The sequence below is a fragment of the Rheinheimera sp. KL1 genome, assembly GCF_001275035.1.
Lineage (GTDB): Bacteria > Pseudomonadota > Gammaproteobacteria > Enterobacterales > Alteromonadaceae > Pararheinheimera > Pararheinheimera tangshanensis.
In genome coordinates this window covers 43,508-62,489 of the sequence record NZ_LAMX01000003.1, presented here as the reverse complement: position 1 = coordinate 62,489, position 18,982 = coordinate 43,508, and the positions used below count along the sequence as shown (strand labels likewise).

17 protein-coding genes and 1 pseudogene are annotated in these 18,982 nt (G+C 46.7%); 2 read left to right on the top strand and 16 right to left on the bottom strand.

Going from position 1 to position 18,982, the window contains the following annotated elements; all coding sequences use genetic code 11:
* Positions 1 to 4 precede the first annotated feature (4 nt).
* From holB to yceD, 14 genes and pseudogenes are all read right to left on the bottom strand, one after another.
* Positions 5 to 910: a DNA polymerase III subunit delta' gene (gene holB, locus WH43_RS01030; RefSeq protein ID WP_053422800.1), complete on the bottom strand. Its 906-nt coding sequence runs from the start codon at positions 908 to 910 to the stop codon at positions 5 to 7.
* Positions 903 to 1,573: pseudogene (gene tmk, locus WH43_RS01025) on the bottom strand (dTMP kinase). Before tmk ends, holB begins: the two are co-directional and overlap by 8 nt.
* Positions 1,570 to 2,610 (bottom strand): endolytic transglycosylase MltG, encoded by a 1,041-nt coding sequence (gene mltG, locus WH43_RS01020; protein WP_053422799.1) that lies wholly within the window; start codon positions 2,608 to 2,610, stop codon positions 1,570 to 1,572. Before mltG ends, tmk begins: the two are co-directional and overlap by 4 nt.
* Positions 2,607 to 3,371, bottom strand: a complete 765-nt coding sequence (gene pabC, locus WH43_RS01015; RefSeq protein WP_053422798.1) for an aminodeoxychorismate lyase — start codon at positions 3,369 to 3,371, stop codon at positions 2,607 to 2,609. The genes mltG and pabC overlap by 4 nt, the downstream gene beginning before the upstream one ends.
* Before the next feature lie 124 nt (positions 3,372 to 3,495).
* Complete coding sequence (locus WH43_RS01010) at positions 3,496 to 3,981, bottom strand: DUF6702 family protein (protein ID WP_229670476.1); 486 nt, start codon at positions 3,979 to 3,981, stop codon at positions 3,496 to 3,498.
* A gap of 2 nt (positions 3,982 to 3,983) precedes the next feature.
* On the bottom strand, positions 3,984 to 6,401 hold the full coding sequence (locus WH43_RS01005; RefSeq protein ID WP_053422796.1) for a M1 family metallopeptidase: 2,418 nt from the start codon (positions 6,399 to 6,401) through the stop codon (positions 3,984 to 3,986).
* A 154-nt stretch (positions 6,402 to 6,555) separates the two neighbouring features.
* Positions 6,556 to 7,794 (bottom strand): beta-ketoacyl-ACP synthase II, encoded by a 1,239-nt coding sequence (gene fabF, locus WH43_RS01000; RefSeq protein ID WP_053422795.1) that lies wholly within the window; start codon positions 7,792 to 7,794, stop codon positions 6,556 to 6,558.
* Between the two features lie 120 nt (positions 7,795 to 7,914).
* The gene (gene acpP, locus WH43_RS00995; RefSeq protein ID WP_008898948.1) at positions 7,915 to 8,151 is read right to left on the bottom strand and encodes an acyl carrier protein; all 237 of its coding nucleotides are present in this window, start codon (positions 8,149 to 8,151) and stop codon (positions 7,915 to 7,917) included.
* Between the two features lie 169 nt (positions 8,152 to 8,320).
* Positions 8,321 to 9,070, bottom strand: a complete 750-nt coding sequence (fabG, locus tag WH43_RS00990) for a 3-oxoacyl-ACP reductase FabG (protein WP_286049382.1) — start codon at positions 9,068 to 9,070, stop codon at positions 8,321 to 8,323.
* A 14-nt stretch (positions 9,071 to 9,084) separates the two neighbouring features.
* Positions 9,085 to 10,020: an ACP S-malonyltransferase gene (fabD, locus tag WH43_RS00985; protein WP_053422794.1), complete on the bottom strand. Its 936-nt coding sequence runs from the start codon at positions 10,018 to 10,020 to the stop codon at positions 9,085 to 9,087.
* Between the two features lie 31 nt (positions 10,021 to 10,051).
* Positions 10,052 to 11,011: a beta-ketoacyl-ACP synthase III gene (locus WH43_RS00980; protein WP_053422793.1), complete on the bottom strand. Its 960-nt coding sequence runs from the start codon at positions 11,009 to 11,011 to the stop codon at positions 10,052 to 10,054.
* A gap of 6 nt (positions 11,012 to 11,017) precedes the next feature.
* Positions 11,018 to 12,058 carry a phosphate acyltransferase PlsX gene (gene plsX, locus WH43_RS00975; RefSeq protein ID WP_286049381.1) on the bottom strand — a complete coding sequence of 347 codons (1,041 nt, stop codon included), beginning with the start codon at positions 12,056 to 12,058 and terminating at the stop codon, positions 11,018 to 11,020.
* A 6-nt stretch (positions 12,059 to 12,064) separates the two neighbouring features.
* Complete coding sequence (rpmF, locus tag WH43_RS00970) at positions 12,065 to 12,232, bottom strand: 50S ribosomal protein L32 (protein ID WP_008898943.1); 168 nt, start codon at positions 12,230 to 12,232, stop codon at positions 12,065 to 12,067.
* A gap of 19 nt (positions 12,233 to 12,251) precedes the next feature.
* Positions 12,252 to 12,896: a 23S rRNA accumulation protein YceD gene (gene yceD, locus WH43_RS00965; protein WP_286049380.1), complete on the bottom strand. Its 645-nt coding sequence runs from the start codon at positions 12,894 to 12,896 to the stop codon at positions 12,252 to 12,254.
* Positions 12,897 to 12,987: 91 nt separating this feature from the next.
* Here yceD and WH43_RS00960 point away from each other — a divergent pair, with 91 nt between their 5' ends.
* Positions 12,988 to 13,581 carry a Maf family protein gene (locus WH43_RS00960; protein WP_053422791.1) on the top strand — a complete coding sequence of 198 codons (594 nt, stop codon included), beginning with the start codon at positions 12,988 to 12,990 and terminating at the stop codon, positions 13,579 to 13,581.
* An 85-nt stretch (positions 13,582 to 13,666) separates the two neighbouring features.
* Here the strand turns inward: WH43_RS00960 and WH43_RS00955 are convergent, their stop codons facing one another.
* Positions 13,667 to 14,314: an HAD family hydrolase gene (locus WH43_RS00955; protein WP_053422790.1), complete on the bottom strand. Its 648-nt coding sequence runs from the start codon at positions 14,312 to 14,314 to the stop codon at positions 13,667 to 13,669.
* Positions 14,314 to 15,273, bottom strand: a complete 960-nt coding sequence (gene rluC / locus WH43_RS00950; RefSeq protein ID WP_053422789.1) for a 23S rRNA pseudouridine(955/2504/2580) synthase RluC — start codon at positions 15,271 to 15,273, stop codon at positions 14,314 to 14,316. Before rluC ends, WH43_RS00955 begins: the two co-directional genes overlap by 1 nt.
* A gap of 608 nt (positions 15,274 to 15,881) precedes the next feature.
* Between rluC and rne the strand changes: the two genes are divergently transcribed.
* Complete coding sequence (gene rne, locus WH43_RS00945; RefSeq protein ID WP_082335617.1) at positions 15,882 to 18,914, top strand: ribonuclease E; 3,033 nt, start codon at positions 15,882 to 15,884, stop codon at positions 18,912 to 18,914.
* The last annotated feature ends 68 nt before the right edge of the window (positions 18,915 to 18,982 follow it).

Genomic DNA, 18,982 nt, shown 5'->3' with positions numbered 1-18,982 from the left:
CCTGTTACAACAAGGCCGAACGCAGTTGCACGAGCAAGGCGGATAAATTCAGCGCGGCATTTTGCCCTGAAATCAGCTGACGGTCACGGCCCCATTGCTGCAAAGACAGCAATAATTGGTGATGTTTTAACTGCATATCCGCGCCTTTCTGCCACAACTCCTGCCGTACAAACCAGAATAAGGTTGAAGGCAATTGCTCCGTGTCAGGTAAATGGGCTAACAGCTCATACATATCTAGCTGAGCGGACACGAACTTCTTCAGCATAACCAATTGTGCAGAAATTGCTGCCGCTTCGTCGTTTTCTAATAACTTCAATGCTAATAAAGGCGCGCCACCGACATACTGCAGTAAAAAATCAGGCACAGGTCTGCTGCTGTGTTCCTGCAACCAATGTTCTATCTGCTCACCATAGACGGGAGCTAAAGCCCAGCTTTGACAGCGGCTTAAAATAGTAGGTAACAATTGCGCCGGATGGGCACTTTGTAAAATCAGAAAACTGTTTTGTGGCGGCTCTTCCAACGTTTTTAATAGCGCATTGGCGGCGGCTTCTGTCATCAGTTCAGCCTGTGGAATAATCGCCAGCTTGACGCCACCTTGCTGTGATGCACCTTGCATAAATTGACCCAAAGCACGTATCGGATCCACCCCAATACTGCTGCTGCCTTCTGTTGGCAATTGCCACAGATCCGGGTGATGACCAGAGGCCATCAGCTGACAACTTTTACATAAACCACAAGGCTGGTGCTGCAGTGGGTTTTTACAGAGCAAATAAGCGGCCAGACGTTTAGAAAGTGCGAGTTTGCCAATACCAACAGGGCCTGTCAGCAATAACGCATGATGCAACTGCCCTGCTTCTGCCAATTCAGTCAGTTTGTATTGATACGAGTCCAGCCAGGGGAAATCAGACATTGCTGCTTAGATCCGCGCTTACACCAGTGTTTAAAGAACCGCTTTGATAGGCCTGTTGCAGTGCGTTCAGGATCTGTTGTTGCACCTGCTCCATCGATTGACTGGCATCGATCGTAACTATATTAGGCTCAGTAGCGGCTATTTGCTGATACTTGGCCCTGGTGCGCTGGAAAAACGCCAGTTGCTCCTGCTCAATCCGATCCAGTTCGCCGCGGGCCTGAGCACGCTGTAAACCTATAGCCGGGTCTATATCCAAATACAGCGTTAAATCTGGTGTTAAATCACCTAACACCACCTGACGAATACTGTTAATCAGGCTTTCATCCAGTTGACGGCCACCGCCTGATAAGCCCGGGAGGATAAATCGTGACGATCCCCTAATACCCACATACCTTGCTGCAAAGCAGGCTGGATCACAGTTTTTACCAGTTGCACGCGGGAGGCATACATCAATAATAATTCGGTTTCAGGCGCAACCTTTTCATCCTGCACTTGCTTGACCAGCGTACGGATTTGTTCGGCTAAAGGTGTGCCGCCTGGCTCACGGGTGCTGATAAACGGGATCTGATGTTCGTTCAGCCATTGTTGGATAGTATGGATAGCACTGGTTTTACCCGCACCTTCCAGCCCTTCCACTACAATAAAACGACCTAAAGTTGTCATTGTTTTTTCTTTTCCAAAACTTTCTTGCCCAAAATATAGCGCTGCACAGCGGCATTATGCTCTTTTAGCGTACGAGAAAACTGATGAGTGCCATCACCTTTTGAAACAAAATACAGCCAGTCACTTTTCGCAGGCTGAGCCGCGGCTATGATAGAACTTCCGCTTGGCGCGGCGATAGGACCCGGCGGTAAACCAAAATGCTGATAGGTATTGTACAGGTGCGGATTACGTAAATCGGCTCTGGTGATATCGCCATTAAAACTATCACCTAAACCATAGATCACTGTTGGATCTGTTTGTAGTTTCATGCCAAGGGCTAAACGATTGACAAAAACCGAGCTGACCAGCGGTTTTTCTGGCTCATGACCACTTTCTTTTTCGACGATAGAGGCCATGATCAGCAACTCATAAGGATTTTTATAAGGCAACTCGGCCTGCCGATTGTCCCATGCCTGCTGCAAACGTTGGATCAATAACTCGTTGGCACGTTTTAATAATTCAGTGCTGGTGCTGTTGGCGATGTAATTGTAAGTTTCAGCGAAAAACAGCGCCTCGGCATTAGCTGGTTTGTCACCCCAGGCTTCTGGCCACTTTGCCAGCTCGACTAATGCAGCTTTATCCGTCAGGTCATGCTTTAAATATTCAGCTTCGGCTAAACGCTTCAAGCTTTGGTTTAAAGTTTCACCTTCTTTGATACTAAAAGCAAACTGCGCCACTTTTCCACTGGCAAACAGATGCAGCATTTGTAATAAGCGGGTTGGTTTTTGTTCTGTCGGCACTCTGTACACACCCTGATGTAACTTGGATAATTCAGGATGTACTCGTAAATAAATAGACAACCAACGACACTGAGCATTGCTCAACAGCTGCTGTTGCTGCCAATGACGACAGAGTTTCATTGCGCTGTCGCCGGCTTTAATTTCGATGTAAGCTTCTTTCAGCGGCAAAGTGCTTTGGCTGTACTGTTGCCAGATATTGGTTAAACCAAAAAAACTGACCAGAGAAACTAACAGCACTACAAATAAAGTTCGGATCAAAACTCAACTCCGTGGAAAAACTGGCGTACCAGTTCCATATTTTTAGCTTGCCCGGCAAATTCTTTCACCGGAACCACACCCATCAAGGCATTACACACCAATAAAGCTTCTGCTTGTTGCAGATCAGCCAGACTAAAACAACCTTCAGTGATCGCTCGCTGCGTCATCAGATGCTGACGCATCACGCCGTTGACACCAGCCCGATCCAACTTGGGTGTAAACCATTGACCCTTTTTGCAAAACATCAGATTAGCAGCAGAGACTTCGATGACAGCATCAGTTTGGTCCAGTACCACAAGCTCATCAACGTCGCGCTCTGCTAATTCGGCTTTAATCAACACCTGCTCCAGCCTGTTGTTATGCTTCAGACCTGCCAAAGCGGGCTGCTGAGCTAGTTTAAAACCAGCTACACCAAGGCGAATGCCTTGCTGTTGCCAGTTACTGTAATCAGGTAAAGCAGCGGTACTGATGTAACAGCAAGGCGATTCAATACCTTGTGGGCTATAACCCCGACCGGCCTGGCCACGGCTGATTAATACTTTAATGACTTGATCAGACGCTGAAATTGCCTGCTGGACTTGTGCCGTCAGCTCATCCGTATCAAATTCATGAATTAACAAAGCTTTAGCGCCTGATACCAAACGCTGCAGATGCAAATCCCACAGCATGGCTTTGCCGTCTTTTACCCGCACTGTGGTAAAAAGTCCGTCACCATACTGGAAGCTACGATCTGTGCTATTCGGTGCCTGCAGATAAAGCATCAATGCCAGTCCAAATCATTTGAAAAAATCTGGCGGAAAGTATGCCTGAAATCAGTGACTTTAAAAATGGGGTCAAATCACATTGTTAACAGTTAACCTAATGATCTGCCCCATATTTAAGCAGTTACTTGCTGAATTGCACCTGTTGCCACTGCTGTTCCGGGGTGAATTTGAGGGTTTTCACTTTGCCACGGCCTTCAATATTGACTACGTTGACCTGATCCGGCCACAGGCTTTGTAATGAATCATGGCGCAACTGCAACTGTGTCAGATGTTGTGGGATGGCCACTTCCTGATAAACCCAGAAAAAACGACCGTCCAGTTCGTTACCCACCAGACTCAGCTTCAGATCCTGACCGTCACTTTTCAACTGAAAATGGCTGGATACATACAAGGCAAAACTATCGCGGGTGGACTGTTTGGCGATTAAGTCAGCCGATTTATCCAGCAGTTTTTTCACCGCATGTTCGGCATCATGCACATAAAACCTGTGCATGATTTCAACATTGCCAGTGCGTGGGTTAAACAGCACCTTGGTGATAGCAGATTTCATTTCATGAGCTGATAACTGCACGCTCAAACAGCATAAAACAATCACTATCCAACGCATCATTAATCCTTAGCTTTTGGCTCTTTTAGCTTGGTTTTGCTGTCCTGCATAATATCGCGCTCAGCCAAGTCTTTACTCTTCTCCCGTTTAAAGGCTTCAATACGGGATGGAATAATTTGACGCGGGTAATGGTTATTTTCCACATCCACATCCGCTGTTAACCACTTAGGATCAACCACAACCTGCTTCAACGTCTTTTCTGTGACAATCAGCTTACTGACCGCATCAGGAGTTTTTCGCCAAATTTCAGCCGGAATATACAGCTCTTCCACACTGTCATCTTCAAAAGTCAGTTGCAGTAAAATTGGCATCACCAAACCACCTAAGTTACTGAAATTCAGCACATAGTAGTTTTTATTTTCATCAATTGCCCTTTCAAAGACCTTACGCTCCCATGGCTCCAGGTCGGCCAGGAATTGCTGGTAGCTGTTACGTTCTTTGTTGGTGACAGTAAAGCGGTCATTTTTATCATAAAAATCAGTGACGTCTTTATTGCGTTCCACCCAGGTGGTTTTGTTTTCAGCTTCGTTTAATTCAACAAAGTAAGACGCCGGCTTGTCCTGCTCTTCTTTGCGTCGACGCTCAAAATCAATGTCTGGATCTTTGGTATCCAGCTGCAATTTGTACACTTTATCCAGTGAGATATCGACATGGTCTGTGCTGTAAAACCAACCGCGCCAGAACCAGTCCAGATCGACACCACTGGCTTCTTCCATGGTGCGGAAAAAATCTGAGGGGGTTGGGCGCTTAAACTTCCAGCGGGTGGCGTATTCTTTAAAAGCAAAATCGAACAGTTCACGGCCTAAAATCACATCACGCAGAATATTCAGCGCAACTGCCGGTTTGGTATAAGCATTAGGACCTAACCGCGTTACACTATCCGATTGGGTCATCACTGGTTCTTGCTGTTCACTTTTCATGTAGTCAGTGATATCGCGAGCTTCTACACCCCAAGGAATTTGTGGGTCCCACTCACGACCTGCTATACCATCCAAAAAGCTGTTCAACCCCTCATCCATCCAGGTCCACTGCCGCTCGTCTGAGTTGACCACCATAGGGAAGTAAATATGCCCTACTTCGTGGATCACGACGCCAATCAAAAAGCGTTTTTCTGCTTGCGAGTAGGTGCGGCTGCCATCCTTTTGCAGTTCAGTCCGGGGGCCATTAAAGGTGATCATCGGGTATTCCATGCCACCGACAGGACCATTCACCGACTGAGCAACCGAATAAGGATAATCAAAAGAGAAACGGGAATAGACTTCCAGTGTATGCACAACGGATTCTGTGGAGTATTTTTTCCACAAATCACCACCTTCTTTTGGATAAAACGACATCGCCATGACAAAAGGCTGATCGGCGCCGCCTTGTTGATAGCCTTTGGCATCCCAGATAAATTTACGCGAAGAAGCCCAGGCAAAATCACGCACATTGTTGGCTTTAAAACGCCAGGTCTTGGTGTCGTCTGTGTCGTCTTTTTCGTTCTCCAGCGCTTCTTGCTCAGTGACAATAAACACAGGGCGTTTCGCTGTTTTGGCTTGTTCTAAACGCTGCTGCTGCTGTTTGCTCAGCACTTCTGAGGCATTGGTTAAATCGCCTGTGGAAGAGATAATATGATCGGCAGGCACCGTCATCTCGACCTCATAGTCACCAAACTCCAGGGTAAATTCACCTGAGCCTAAAAACTCTTTGTTGGTCCAGGCTTCATAATCTGTGTAGGCCACTAAACGCGGAAACCATTGAGCAAACAAGAAAATATCATTGCCGCCTTTGCGTGGGTCATCAGGGAAGTGTTCATAACCAGAACGGGCCGAAACCGCGTCTTCTTCAACGATATTAAAGGCAAAATCCATAGAAAATTGCACTGACTCACCCGCTTTCAGCGGTTTAGGTAAATCAATCCGCATCTGGGTACCAACCACCACAAACTTAAGCGCAGTTCCATCGGAAAGTTTAATATTATCCAGCTGATAACCTAATTCGTGATCCGCCAAAAATTGCAGATTACGTAGCTCACTCAAACTAATTTTGGCAGGCTGCTCGTTGCTCGGTACTGAACCACCACCAAAGGTGCTGGTGACTTCCGCCATAGAATCGGATTTAAAAATGTTCTGGTCTAACTGCAGCCATAAATACTTCAGGGTATAAGGCGAGTTGTTTTTGTACTCTATGGTCTGACTACCGGACAAACGACGTTTTTCTTCATCAAGACTGGCTTTGATTTTGTAATCCACCTGCTGTTGCCAATACTGCTGACCGGGCTCACCTGCGGCATTACGATAGATATTGGGCGTTGGCAAAGATTCATCCAGTTGACGGAATTTATCTTCAAACTTGCCTTTAGTTTGGGCAATAGGATCGGCGAATGAGACCTGAGCACAAAGCATCAGAGCCAGAGCAACACAGCTTTTTTTATAGGACATCGTTTTTGGTGCTTCTGTTGATGAAAAGAAATGGGGTTCTGCTCCAGTATTGACTGTTACTGTCAGACTTAAGTTGGAATTACGACAACAGGCGGGAAAAATAAGATAGAAAAATCAAAGGGTCAGAGCATTGCTCCGACCCTGAGTTCAAACATTAGATTTTCTTAAACAAAATAGAACCGTTAGTGCCGCCGAAACCAAAGGAATTGCATAACGCGTATTCCAGTTTGGCATCACGGGCCGTATGCGGCACATAGTCTAAGTCACAACCTTCATCCGGGTTATCCAGGTTAATGGTTGGAGACACTTTCTGATCAATCAGCGACAAAATCGTGATAATAGATTCAACAGAACCTGCAGCACCCAATAAGTGCCCCATCATTGATTTACTGGAACTGACCATTAAACCTTCTGGCTTCGCACCAAAAATTGATTTAATAGCCATAGTTTCAGCAATGTCACCTGCAGGAGTGGAGGTGCCGTGCGCATTAATATATTGCACTTGATCCGCATTAACACCGGCATCACGCAAGGCGTTTTTCATTGCCAAAGCTGCACCACGACCATTTTCTGGTGGTGACGTCATATGGTAGGCGTCGCCACTCATACCAAAACCAACCAGTTCAGCATAGATTTTTGCGCCACGGGCTTTGGCATGTTCGTACTCTTCCAGCACCACAACACCAGCGCCATCGCCTAACACAAAACCATCACGGTCTTTATCCCATGGACGACTGGCCTGTTGTGGCGCGTCGTTACGGGTAGATAAAGCACGAGCCGCACCAAAGCCACCCATACCCAAAGGAGTAGAGGCTTTTTCTGCACCACCTGCAATCATAGCGTCCGCATCACCGTAAGCAATCATACGAGCGGCCTGACCTATGTTATGCACACCCGTGGTACAAGCGGTGACAATACTGATATTTGGACCTTGCAGACCTAACATGATGGATAAATGGCCAGAAATCATATTGATAATGGTAGAAGGTACAAAAAACGGCGATAAACGACGTGGACCGCTGTTCAGTAATTTGGTGTGGTTTTCTTCGATTAAACCTAAACCACCAATACCTGAACCTACAGCAACACCAATACGTTCAGCATTTTCTTCGTTAATTTCCAGTCCGGAATCTTTAAAAGCCTGCACACCGGCAGCCACTCCGTACTGGATAAATAAATCCATTTTTTTGGCTTCTTTGGCCGGGAAAAACTGTTCGACGTCAAAATTTTTGACTAAACCAGCAAATTTGGTGGTGTAAGCCTCTGGATCAAAATGATCAAACAGCGCTATTCCACTTTGACCTTGTAATAAAGCCTGCCAGGTCGACGATACATCGTTCCCCAGGGGCGTTAGCATACCTAAGCCCGTCACAACCACTCGACGTTTTGCCACAGAATCCTCCGCAGTCTAATTTATTCTTTATTGCTGATCTGCTTCTGCTTTCACTTCGTAGCAGACAGCTTCAGAAACAAAAACGGGTAGCAGAGGCTACCCGTTTTGTCAGCTTAACGCTTACTCAGCGTGGGCTTTGATATAGTCGATAGCAGACTGTACCGTTGTAATTTTTTCAGCTTCTTCGTCAGGGATCTCTGTGTCGAATTCTTCTTCCAGAGCCATAACTAATTCTACTGTGTCCAGAGAGTCAGCGCCTAAATCGTCAACGAAAGAAGATTCGTGCTTCACTTCTTCTTCTTTAACGCCTAACTGCTCGATGATAATTTTTTTAACGCGTTCTTCGATGTTGCTCATCTTTTCTTCCTTTTTCTCATGTAAATCGCAACAATTGGTGCAATTTTGTGTGGCGGCTAGTTTATGCGTAAGCCCGGTTTGTTGCAAGTAACGACTTAGTCTTTTCCTGCTGGTCAAACCATTTGCCTTCGTCTTCGAAACCACAGCTTCGTTCACGAAGACCTTTGGCTTACACCATATACATACCACCGTTGATATGGATGGTTTCACCCGTAATGTATGCTGCCGGACCTGAGGCCAAAAAGGCTACAGCGGCCGCTATTTCTTCCGGCTTGCCCAGGCGATTTGCCGGGACCTGGCTGAAAATGGCTTCTTTTTGCTCGTCTGACAATTCTTTGGTCATATCGGTGTCGATAAAACCTGGTGCAACAGCGTTCACCGTGATACCACGGGAGGCCACTTCTTTAGCTAATGATTTAGTAAAACCTAACACGCCTGCTTTGGCTGCAGCATAGTTAGTCTGACCCGCATTACCCATAGAACCTACCACTGAACCTATGCTGATGATCCGGCCGTGACGCTTTTTCATCATGCTACGCAGCACAGCTTTACTTAAACGGTACACTGATGTCAAATTGGTTTGCATGATGTCGAACCATTCTTCTTCTTTCATGCGCATCAACAGGTTATCGCGGGTAATACCAGCGTTGTTCACCAGAATATCAATCTCACCAAACTGAGCTTTAATAGTCTCTAAACACTGCTCAATAGAAGCTGTATCGCCGACATTTAACACCAGGCCTAAACCTTTGTCACCTAAATAAGCAGAAATAGCTGCTGCACCTGATTCAGTTGTTGCAGTTCCAACCACTTTGGCGCCTAAAGCGGCTAATTGTTCAGCAATAGCACGACCAATACCACGACTTGCGCCTGTAACTAAGGCCACCTGACCTTCTAATGAAATAAATGGGGTTGTCATTGTTTCTAAACCTTTTATTCTGCAGCTAAAGCGTCTTTTAACGACGCTACATCTGTCACTGAAGCTGTGTTCAGCTCTTTATTGATACGTTTAATTAAGCCACTTAATACCTTGCCAGCACCCAGTTCAATCACGCTGTCGACGCCTTGCGCAGCTAAAAACTCAATGCTTTCTGTCCAGCGCACCGGACTATACAGTTGACGAACCAACGCATCTTTGATTGCAGCGGCATCGGCAGCAGCCACCACATCGACATTGTTCACTACAGGTATGACAGCTGTATGAAACGAAATACTGTTTAAATCAGCTGCCAGTTTGTCTGCCGCAGGCTTCATTAAAGCGCAGTGCGACGGCACTGACACAGGTAAAGGCAGCGCTCGTTTGGCACCAGCTGCTTTACAAAGTTCATTGGCTCGTTCAACCGCAGCTTTATTACCGGCAATTACCACCTGGCCAGGAGAATTGAAATTGACAGGAGACACCACTTCACCTTGCGCAGCTTCTTCGCATGCTTTGGCGATCAGTGCATCGTCCAGACCAATAATGGCGGACATAGCGCCAGTACCTGCCGGCACTGCAAGTTGCATATACTGACCACGTTTTTCCACCAGTTTGACGGCATCCGACAAGCTCAGTACACCAGCACAGACTAAAGCGGAGTATTCACCTAAAGAGTGACCTGCTAAATAAGCAGGAGTAGCACCGCCCTGCTCCAGCCATACCCTATACACAGCCACAGAAGCTGTTAATAAAGCAGGCTGAGTACGATGGGTTTCGTTTAATGCGGTATCGGGACCATTGGCCACTAAGGCCCATAAGTCATAGCCTAAAGCTGCTGAGGCTTCAGCGAAGGTGTCACGAACTGTTGCAAATTCAGCATGAAGTTCGGCTAACATACCGACGCTTTGTGAACCCTGTCCTGGAAATACCAATGCAAGTTTGTTATTCATCATTTTTCCTGCAAATATTGTCGCACTATCGTTAATAACGTATTAATGCCGAAGCCCAGGCAAAACCACTACCAAAGGCTTCAAGCAATATAGTTTGTCCACGCTGGATACGGCCATCACGCACAGCTTCATCTAAGGCTGTAGGCACTGTCGCAGCAGAGGTGTTGCCATAACGGTCGAGGTTAATGACCACCTGATCCATCGACATCTCCAGTTTACGGGCTACTGCCGAGATAATACGCAGATTGGCCTGATGTGGCACTAACCAGTCAACTTGCGATTTATCCATCTGATTAGCCGCCAGAGTTTGCTCGACCACTTCAGATAAACGAGTGACCGCAACCTTAAAGACTTCGTTGCCTTTCATCGAGCCCCAGGACGTATGCACAGAAGCTTCAACACCCCGTGTAGGATTGTCGACATACAATAATTCGGAGTGTTTACCGTCAGCATGAATATGAGTGGATAAAATACCTGGTTGCTCAGACGCTTCTAAAATAACAGCTCCAGCGGCATCACCAAATAAAATCACCATGCTGCGATCTTCAGGGCTCATTAAACGTGACAGACAATCCGCGCCTATCACCAGCACTCGTTTTGCCATACCACTTTTTACATACTGATCAGCAATACTTAAGGCATAACAAAAGCCGGCACAAGCTGCAGCGACGTCAAAAGCAGGAATGCCAGGAATATCCAGCTCACGTTGCACTTCGCAAGCTGCGCTTGGCAGAGCGCGGGAGGCGCTGGTGGTAGCCATCACTATCATATCGATGGAGTTTTTGTCGATGCCGGCGGCTTCAATCGCTTTTAGTGCAGCCTGAGCCCCCATTGTAGCGACAGTTTCGTTGTCAGCTATAATGCGGCGTTCTTTGATACCAGTACGTTCGATGATCCACTCGTCTGTGGTTTCAACCATGGTTTCGAGATCAGCATTGGTTCTGATCTGAGACGGAAAGTAACTTCCGGTTCCAATAATGCGTGAATACATTGGGCCCTACGCTTTGTCAATTAATACGTGTTCCAGCCTGTCTTTGATCTTCACCGGCACCTGGCGTTCAACCTCGCGCACGGCCTGACGGATGGCACTAAGAAATGCTTCTTTTGTCGCATTTCCATGACTTTTCACTACAATTCCGCGCAATCCTATCAGACTTGCCCCGTTATACTGGTCGGGGTTCACGCCTAAAGACATACTTTTCAGAAAAGGTTTGATTAGCCAGCCGAAAAGTTGAGCAGACATGGAGTTTTTCAGCGCAGTTTCTAAACGTTTTAAGATGAGTTTCGCCACACCTTCACAGGTTTTTAGCGCAACATTGCCAACAAAGCCATCACAGACGATGACGTCGGCTTTGCCGGAAAAGATGTCATTGCCTTCGATATAGCCAATGTAATTAATATCCGCACATTCGGATAAGAGTAAAGAGGTTCGTTTGATTTGATCCGAACCTTTGATTTCTTCTTCACCCATATTCAACAGAGCGACTTTAGGCCTGGAAATACCCTCCACTTCTTCAGCCATCACCGCGCCCATCACAGCAAACTGGAATAAAGTGTCTGAATCACAGTTGACCGTCGCACCCAAATCCAGCATAAATACCGGACTGCCGACAGTAGAAGGCAGGCTGCTGATTAAAGCAGGTCGTTCAACGCCGTTGAGCATCTTCAAGACAAAATGTGCCATAGCAATCAAAGCTCCGGTATTACCGGCGCTAACACAGGCGGCCACTTTATTTTGTTCAACCAGATCCAGCGCAATACGCATCGAGGACTGGCGTTTATTACGCAAAGCCACCGAAGGTTTGTCTGTCATCAGTACGGTTTGAGAAGCATGCGAAATAGAAAGCTGTGGATGATTTAAATATCCAGCCTGCTCTAATTCGTGGGTAAGTAGTTCGGAGTCGCCGCAAAGGACGAGATCTACATGAGGAAATTCACACAGCGCTTCTATGGCTGCAGGAATAGTTGATTGGGGGCCATGGTCGCCCCCCATCATGTCTAAAGCTATTTTAAGTCGTAGTGGTTGCAACGAGTGCATCCAAACTTACTTAATTACTTTACGACCTTTGTAGTAACCATCTTCAGTGATGTGGTGACGACGGTGAGTTTCACCTGAAGTTGCGTCTACAGACAACGTTGGCCCAGTCAACGCATCATGAGAACGACGCATGTCACGTCTTGCACGAGATTTTTTGTTTTGCTGTACAGCCATTGCCTTTCTCCTAAAAAAACTATTTTTTCTTCAATTCTTGCAATATTGCAAATGGGTTCGGTTTTTCTGGTTCTGGTTCTATTTCTCCCCAGCTCATCTGCACTTTGGTTGGATCACAGGATCCTTCGTCGTGCATCGGAAACAAGGGTAAAGCCAGAATTAATTCGTCCTCAACCAATTGCCTCAAGTTAACTTCGCCGTGTTCGTTTTTTTCGACCACTTCGTAGCGCTCTGGAATATCGTCGTGAGCCGAATCTTTGTCACTCCGGATGGGAGTGTATGCAAAACTGCTGTTCAGTTCCAGATTCATATGTTCGCTACAGCGTTCACACTTCACTTGTACCTGACAAAGAGCTTGAGCCTCAATAAAGACCAAACCTTGTTCATCAGTTCCGCAATGTACTACTACGTCTACATCACCCTCAGAACTTACTAACGACTCCGTTAATCTGGTTAAATTCACCAGCGGAATAATGCCATCAAACGTAGAACGTTTTTGTGCAGCACGTGTTGGATCAAGGGTAATTGGAATTTTTACCTTTTGCATAAGGCGCGCATCATATAGATCGAGGCTAAAGCTGTCAAAGGATTCCTGCCTCTTTTTTGTTAATTTTTCCGGTCTAAACCGCCGTTCTGAAGGCCATTGTGACTTAGATAAGCTCAAGGCACTGCTGTTTTGATATACAGAGCCGACAAAGTTGCAACTTCATGCAGGAAATGTATAGTGCGACGCATTGTCCCAACGAGGTGCTTTTATGTCAACCCAAGCTTTGTATTTAGCCTCTACATCTGTATATCGTAAGGCTTTACTGGAGAAACTTACACCGAACTTTTCTACGGCCAAACCTGAAGTCGATGAAACCGCTCTGCAGGGTGAAACACCAGAGCAACTGGTGAGTCGTCTGGCTGTCTTAAAAGCACAAGCAGTGGCTAATCAATTGACTGAAGGGCTAGTTATAGGTTCAGACCAGGTAGCTGTGTTTAACGGTCAAATACTCGGTAAACCTCATACCTCTGAAAATGCTTATAAACAGTTAAAAAGCTTTAGCGGTCATTGTGTGACTTTTTTAACTGGCCTGGCTCTGGTCAACGCTCAAACCAAACAGCATCAGCTCTGTGTTGAGCCCTTTAAAGTGCATTTCCGTGAATTAACCGATGCGGAGATCCTTGCATATATAAAAAGAGAACAACCGCTGAACTGCGCTGGCAGTTTTAAAAGCGAAGGTTTGGGTATTAGTTTGTTTGAAAAGCTCGAAGGCGACGACCCAAACAGCTTAATAGGCCTGCCATTAATTCGTTTGCTTGAAATGCTGAGATTGGAAGGCGTAGATTTATTAACCCAGCCCTGATTTGAACCTGACACGGGCAGGGATAAAACCTGCCCCTACAATGATTTACGGTATACCAGGTATCGAAATCGATATAGATGAAAGATCAAAGCGCTTTTAATAACTCTGGCAGTGAATCAATAATCGCCTTAGGCTGATAACGACTTAGCTCTTCCCTGCCATGCACACCGTGAGTCACACCAATGCGTGGCATTTCTATCGCTTGTGCCATCGCCATATCGTGAATCGTATCCCCCACCATCACAGCACGATGAGCCGGTAAGTTAAGCTCTGTCAGAATTTGCTTCAGCATGTCAGGGCTAGGTTTGGACTCTGCTTCATCAGCACATCGACTGGTGGTGAAGTAAGGCTCCAATCCGGTTTCTGCAAACATCCGCTTTAAGCCTTTACGTGCTTTACCTGTGGCAACAGCCAATATCAAGCCTTGTTGCTTTAACTCCTGCATCACTTGCTCTGCACCTTCGAACAAAGGTGTAGGCGGATGCTCATGTGATAAATACTGGTCGCGGTAATGTTCAAATACCCTCTGGCGCTGTGTGGCATTGATGCCAGGGAATAAAATATCAAATACAGGGTCCAGACTCAGGCCAATAATTTGCTTTACCTGATGTTCTGTTGGCACCACTAAACCAGACAGCTCTGCAGCAGAGCGCATCGAGGAGACAATACGGCCTACCGAGTCCATCACAGTGCCATCCCAGTCAAATACGACTAAAGCTATATCCGAACTCATTATTTTCTCTTCAGTTTTTCCAGTACACTACTTAATGCATTGTCCAAAGGTGCGTCACAGGTGAGTAACTTGCCTGTACCTGGATGAGTGAAAGTCAAGGTTTTGGCATGCAAATACAAACGGTTTAAACCCAGCTTCTGCATTTGTGAGGTAAATTCGTTATCACCGTATTTGTCATCACAGGCAATGGCATGACCTTTACAGGCGGTATGCACACGAATTTGATGAGTGCGTCCTGTAACAGGGAAAGCTTCTACCAAGGTACCTTCTTCGTAACGCTGCAGAATTTTAAAGCGGGTTTCCGAAGGTTTACCTAAAGCCTCATCGACTTTCACCACTCGCTCACCACTTTGTAAGGTGTTTTTGCGCAGAGGTTCTGTCACTTTTTTGATTTTGCTGTCCCACTGCCCTGCCACTAAAGCCCAGTATTTTTTCTCTACTGTTTTTAGCCTGAGCTGTTCGTGCAGATTAGTCAGCACAGAACGTTTTTTCGCGATCAACAAACAACCAGAGGTATCTCGGTCTAAACGGTGTACCAGTTCCAGATGACGGGCTGTTGGACGCAAGGCGCGTAATGCTTCAATTACACCAAAAGATAAACCGCTACCGCCATGCACTGCCATGCCTGTAGGTTTGTTCAGTACTATTAAATCGTTGTCTTCAAAAAGAATATGGCTTTCGAGGTTTTTCACCATTGAGAGGCCCACGGACACTGGTTCTTTTTCCGGCTCGTCATGAACCACCAAAGGCGGCACACGCACCTGATCGCCGGCTTGCAGTTTGTACTCAGGTTTAATTCGTTTTTTGTTAACCCGCACTTCACCTTTGCGCAAAACCCGATAAATCACACTCTTTGGTACGCTCTTAAGCCGCGCCATTAAGAAGTTATCTATGCGCTGACCAGAATAATCTTCTTCTACATCAATATATTGCACTGGAGTTTTGATATTTTCAGTCATGCGTTTCAGTTACTCTGCTAAGCTTAAATTAAGTTGCTATTGGTCGTATATTAGTGGGATAATCACCGGGCTAATTATGCCAAAAACGGCAATTAGGGCGCTCATAGTGACGTAAGAGAAAATGTGAGGCACCGTTCGGGAGGCAGATCATACCGAATTCGTTGGGAAAACCAACGCATTTATCCTCTGCGAACGAGAATAACGCTATTTGTCTGAAGTAATGCTGCGTAATTTATTACTGACAGAGACAAAACACAGCTTCCGGTCACTTAGGCAAAAAAAAATTGCGACAACGCAGCGCGGTATCGCGCGATCTCTGTGTCAGATCACAGCAAAAAACATTTAAGTGCGGCCCTGACAAGGCGGCGCCAAAAATACCTGGACTGTTTTAGGTTCGAGTAAGGTGATAAGCAGGCTAGCCATGAAGGACTAAGATCCTCAGAGCAAGTCGCAGCAAGCAACCCGAAGTAACACAACGGTAAAGGTATTAAATGAGTTAGCTCAAGCATCCCCCAGTCGAGAGACTGCAGCATTGATATGTTTGACCATCTGAAACGCGGACGCAGGATGTCGTTGCGTTGTGGCCTATGTTATAGAGTCACAAAACAATGAAAAGAATGTTAATTAACGCCACGCAGGAAGAAGAAATCCGCGTAGCACTTGTCGATGGACAAAAATTATACGACCTGGATATCGAAAGCCCAGGACACGAACAGAAAAAAGCAAACATTTACAAAGGAAGAATCACCCGGGTTGAGCCCAGTCTGGAAGCAGCTTTTGTCGATTATGGCTCTGAACGCCATGGCTTTTTACCTCTGAAAGAAATCTCCCGCGAATATTTCCCTGCCGGTTATACCTTTGATGGTCGCCCCAATATTAAAGAAGTGGTCAAAGAAGGTCAGGAAGTTATTATCCAGATCGATAAAGAAGAACGTGGCCAAAAAGGCGCTGCCTTAACTACATTCATCTCTTTAGCTGGTTCTTATTTAGTACTGATGCCGAACAATCCTCGCGCCGGTGGTATTTCCCGTCGTATTGAAGGGGATGAGCGTCAGGATTTAAAAGACTCTTTGGATCAATTACAACTGCCAGACGGCATGGGTTTAATTGTTCGTACCGCTGGTGTGGGTAAATCTCACGAAGAGCTGGATTACGACTTAAAAGCCTTGTTAAAGCACTGGTCTGCTATTACTCACGAAGCGCAAAACCGCCCTGCACCATTTCTGATCCATCAGGAAAGCAACGTGGTATTCCGCGCTATTCGTGATTATCTGCGCCGCGATGTCGGTGAAATACTGATCGACAACCCACGCATTTTCGAAGAAGCCAAAGTCTATATTCAGCAGTTCCGTCCTGACTTTGCTCACCGCGTCAAAATGTATCAGGGCGAAGTACCGCTGTTTATGCACTTCCAGATTGAAACTCAGATTGAATCCGCCTTCCGCCGTGAAGTGCGTTTACCTTCTGGTGGTTCTATCGTGATCGACAGCACCGAAGCCTTAACTGCGATTGACATCAACTCGTCAAAAGCAACGAAAGGCGGTGACATCGAAGAAACAGCCTTTAATACCAACTTAGAAGCCGCAGATGAAATTGCCCGTCAGTTACGTTTACGTGACTTGGGCGGTTTGATTGTGATCGACTTCATCGATATGACGCCAGTGCGTCATCAACGTGAAGTAGAAAACCGCTTAAAAGACGCCGTAAAACAAGACCGTGCCCGCGTGCAGATTGGCCGTATTTCACGTTTTGGTTTACTGGAAATGTCACGTCAGCGTTTACGTCCTTCACTGGGTGAATCGGCCACTCACGTCTGTCCACGTTGTCATGGCCGCGGCACTATCCGCAGCACTGAGTCTTCCGCTCTGTCGATTTTACGTTTAATCGAAGAAGAAGCCATTAAAGACAACACCAGTCAAATTCATGCTCAGGTCCCGGTTTCTGTGGCCACTTACCTGATGAATGAAAAACGTGATTCAGTGCGCCGTATTGAAAGCCGTCACGGGATCCGGATTTACATCATTCCTAACGAACATATGGAAACGCCAAACTATGAAGTGACGCGCATCCGTATCGACGAAGAGATTGAAGAGTCCAGCTACAACATGGTGAAAGCTCCTGCTATTGGCAGCGCTGTCTATCACCCTATCGGTGAAAACGTTAAAGAAAAGCCAGCAGTCTCTGCTATTAATATGGCTGAAGCTTCTGCCTCTGCCGCACCAGCTGTGGCTGCTGCAGCTCGCAAAGTTGAAGTGGCTGAAGCCAAAGATACAGGCCCAGGCCTGGTTGATTCTGTGGTGGGTTGGTTTAAATCTTTATTCGCTGCTGCACCTGCACCAGAGAAAAAGGTGGAAGAGGCACCACGCCGCAGTAATAATCGTGATAACAACAGACGTCGTAACAACAAGAATCGCCGCCGTCAGGAAGGGGATGATAAAGTTGCAAAAGACGATAACGCTGCTCCAGCGAAAGCTGAACGCTCAAATGAACGTAATCAGGAACAACGAGGCCCAAGACAGGATAAACCTCGTCAGGAACGTGGTGAGCGCCAGGAGCGAGCTGAACGTGGCGAACGAGCCGAGCGTCCTGAACGTACCGAGCAGAAAAAAGCTGTATCAGAACGTCCAGCGCCGGTTAAAGCCGTAGACCACGACGAAGAGCACAGCACTAAGATTGTGGAACGCCGTCAACGCCGTCAGATGCGCAAGTCCGTGCGTCATGAAAAAGAAGGCGTTGAAGCAGTCGCGGTTTCAACAGCTATCGAAGTAGCAGTTATGGCTACATCAGTGGTTGAAACTCCGGTCGTTGCACCAGTCGCCATTGATACTGCGGTAGCAGAAATTGCTGTGGCAGCGCCAGTTCAGACCGATGTTGCAGTGACTGAAGCACCGGTTCAGACCGATGTTGTTGAAGCTGAAACTGTTGAGACTGAAGCAGAAAGCGCTGATGCAGAGAAAGAAGCCGCCGAAGGCCGCAGCCGCAGCCGTCGTTCTCCTCGTCATTTACGTGCTGCTGGTCAGAAACGTAAAAAAGAGCAACAGGATCAGGAAGCTGAAGAGGCTTTAGCAGCTCGTTATCCTGAAGATCAAAACGAAGCGGTCAGCACTGAACAGCAACTGGATTTGCCAATCGCAGAAGCCGTTGAAGTGACAGTGGCTGCATCTGTCGTAACAGAAACTGCTGCTGTAGAAACACCTGCAGAAACAGCACCTGTGGCAGCAGAACCTGCTGCGGTGGAAACACCAGTAGAAACAGCACCTGTGGCAGCAGAACCTGCTGCGGTGGAAACACCTGCAGAAACAGCACCTGTTGTAGCAGAAACTGCTGCGGTGGAAACACCAGTTGAGACTGCTGCTGTGGAAACAGAAGAGGCACCAAAAGCCAAAACACGTAAAGCTCCTGCCAAAAAAGCAGTAGCGGAAGTGCAGGCTCCAGTGGCTTCAGGCAATAGATACGCCAAAATGATCACTGCGGATATGACCAAACCAGTAGTGAAAGCTGAAACTCAGGCTCAGGTTCAACCTACAGCTATGGATAACAGCGAACGTCCACTGGTGATCAGCTCAGAACGTCCGGCAGGTTCAGCGTCTGCCCGCCAAATGAGTGTCGCTCCTATGACCAAACCTGGTTCAGTGGAATAAACCTCTGTTAGCACAGACGAAAAGGCCACCGCGAGGTGGCCTTTTTTTTAGCTTTTGCTGAGTCAGTT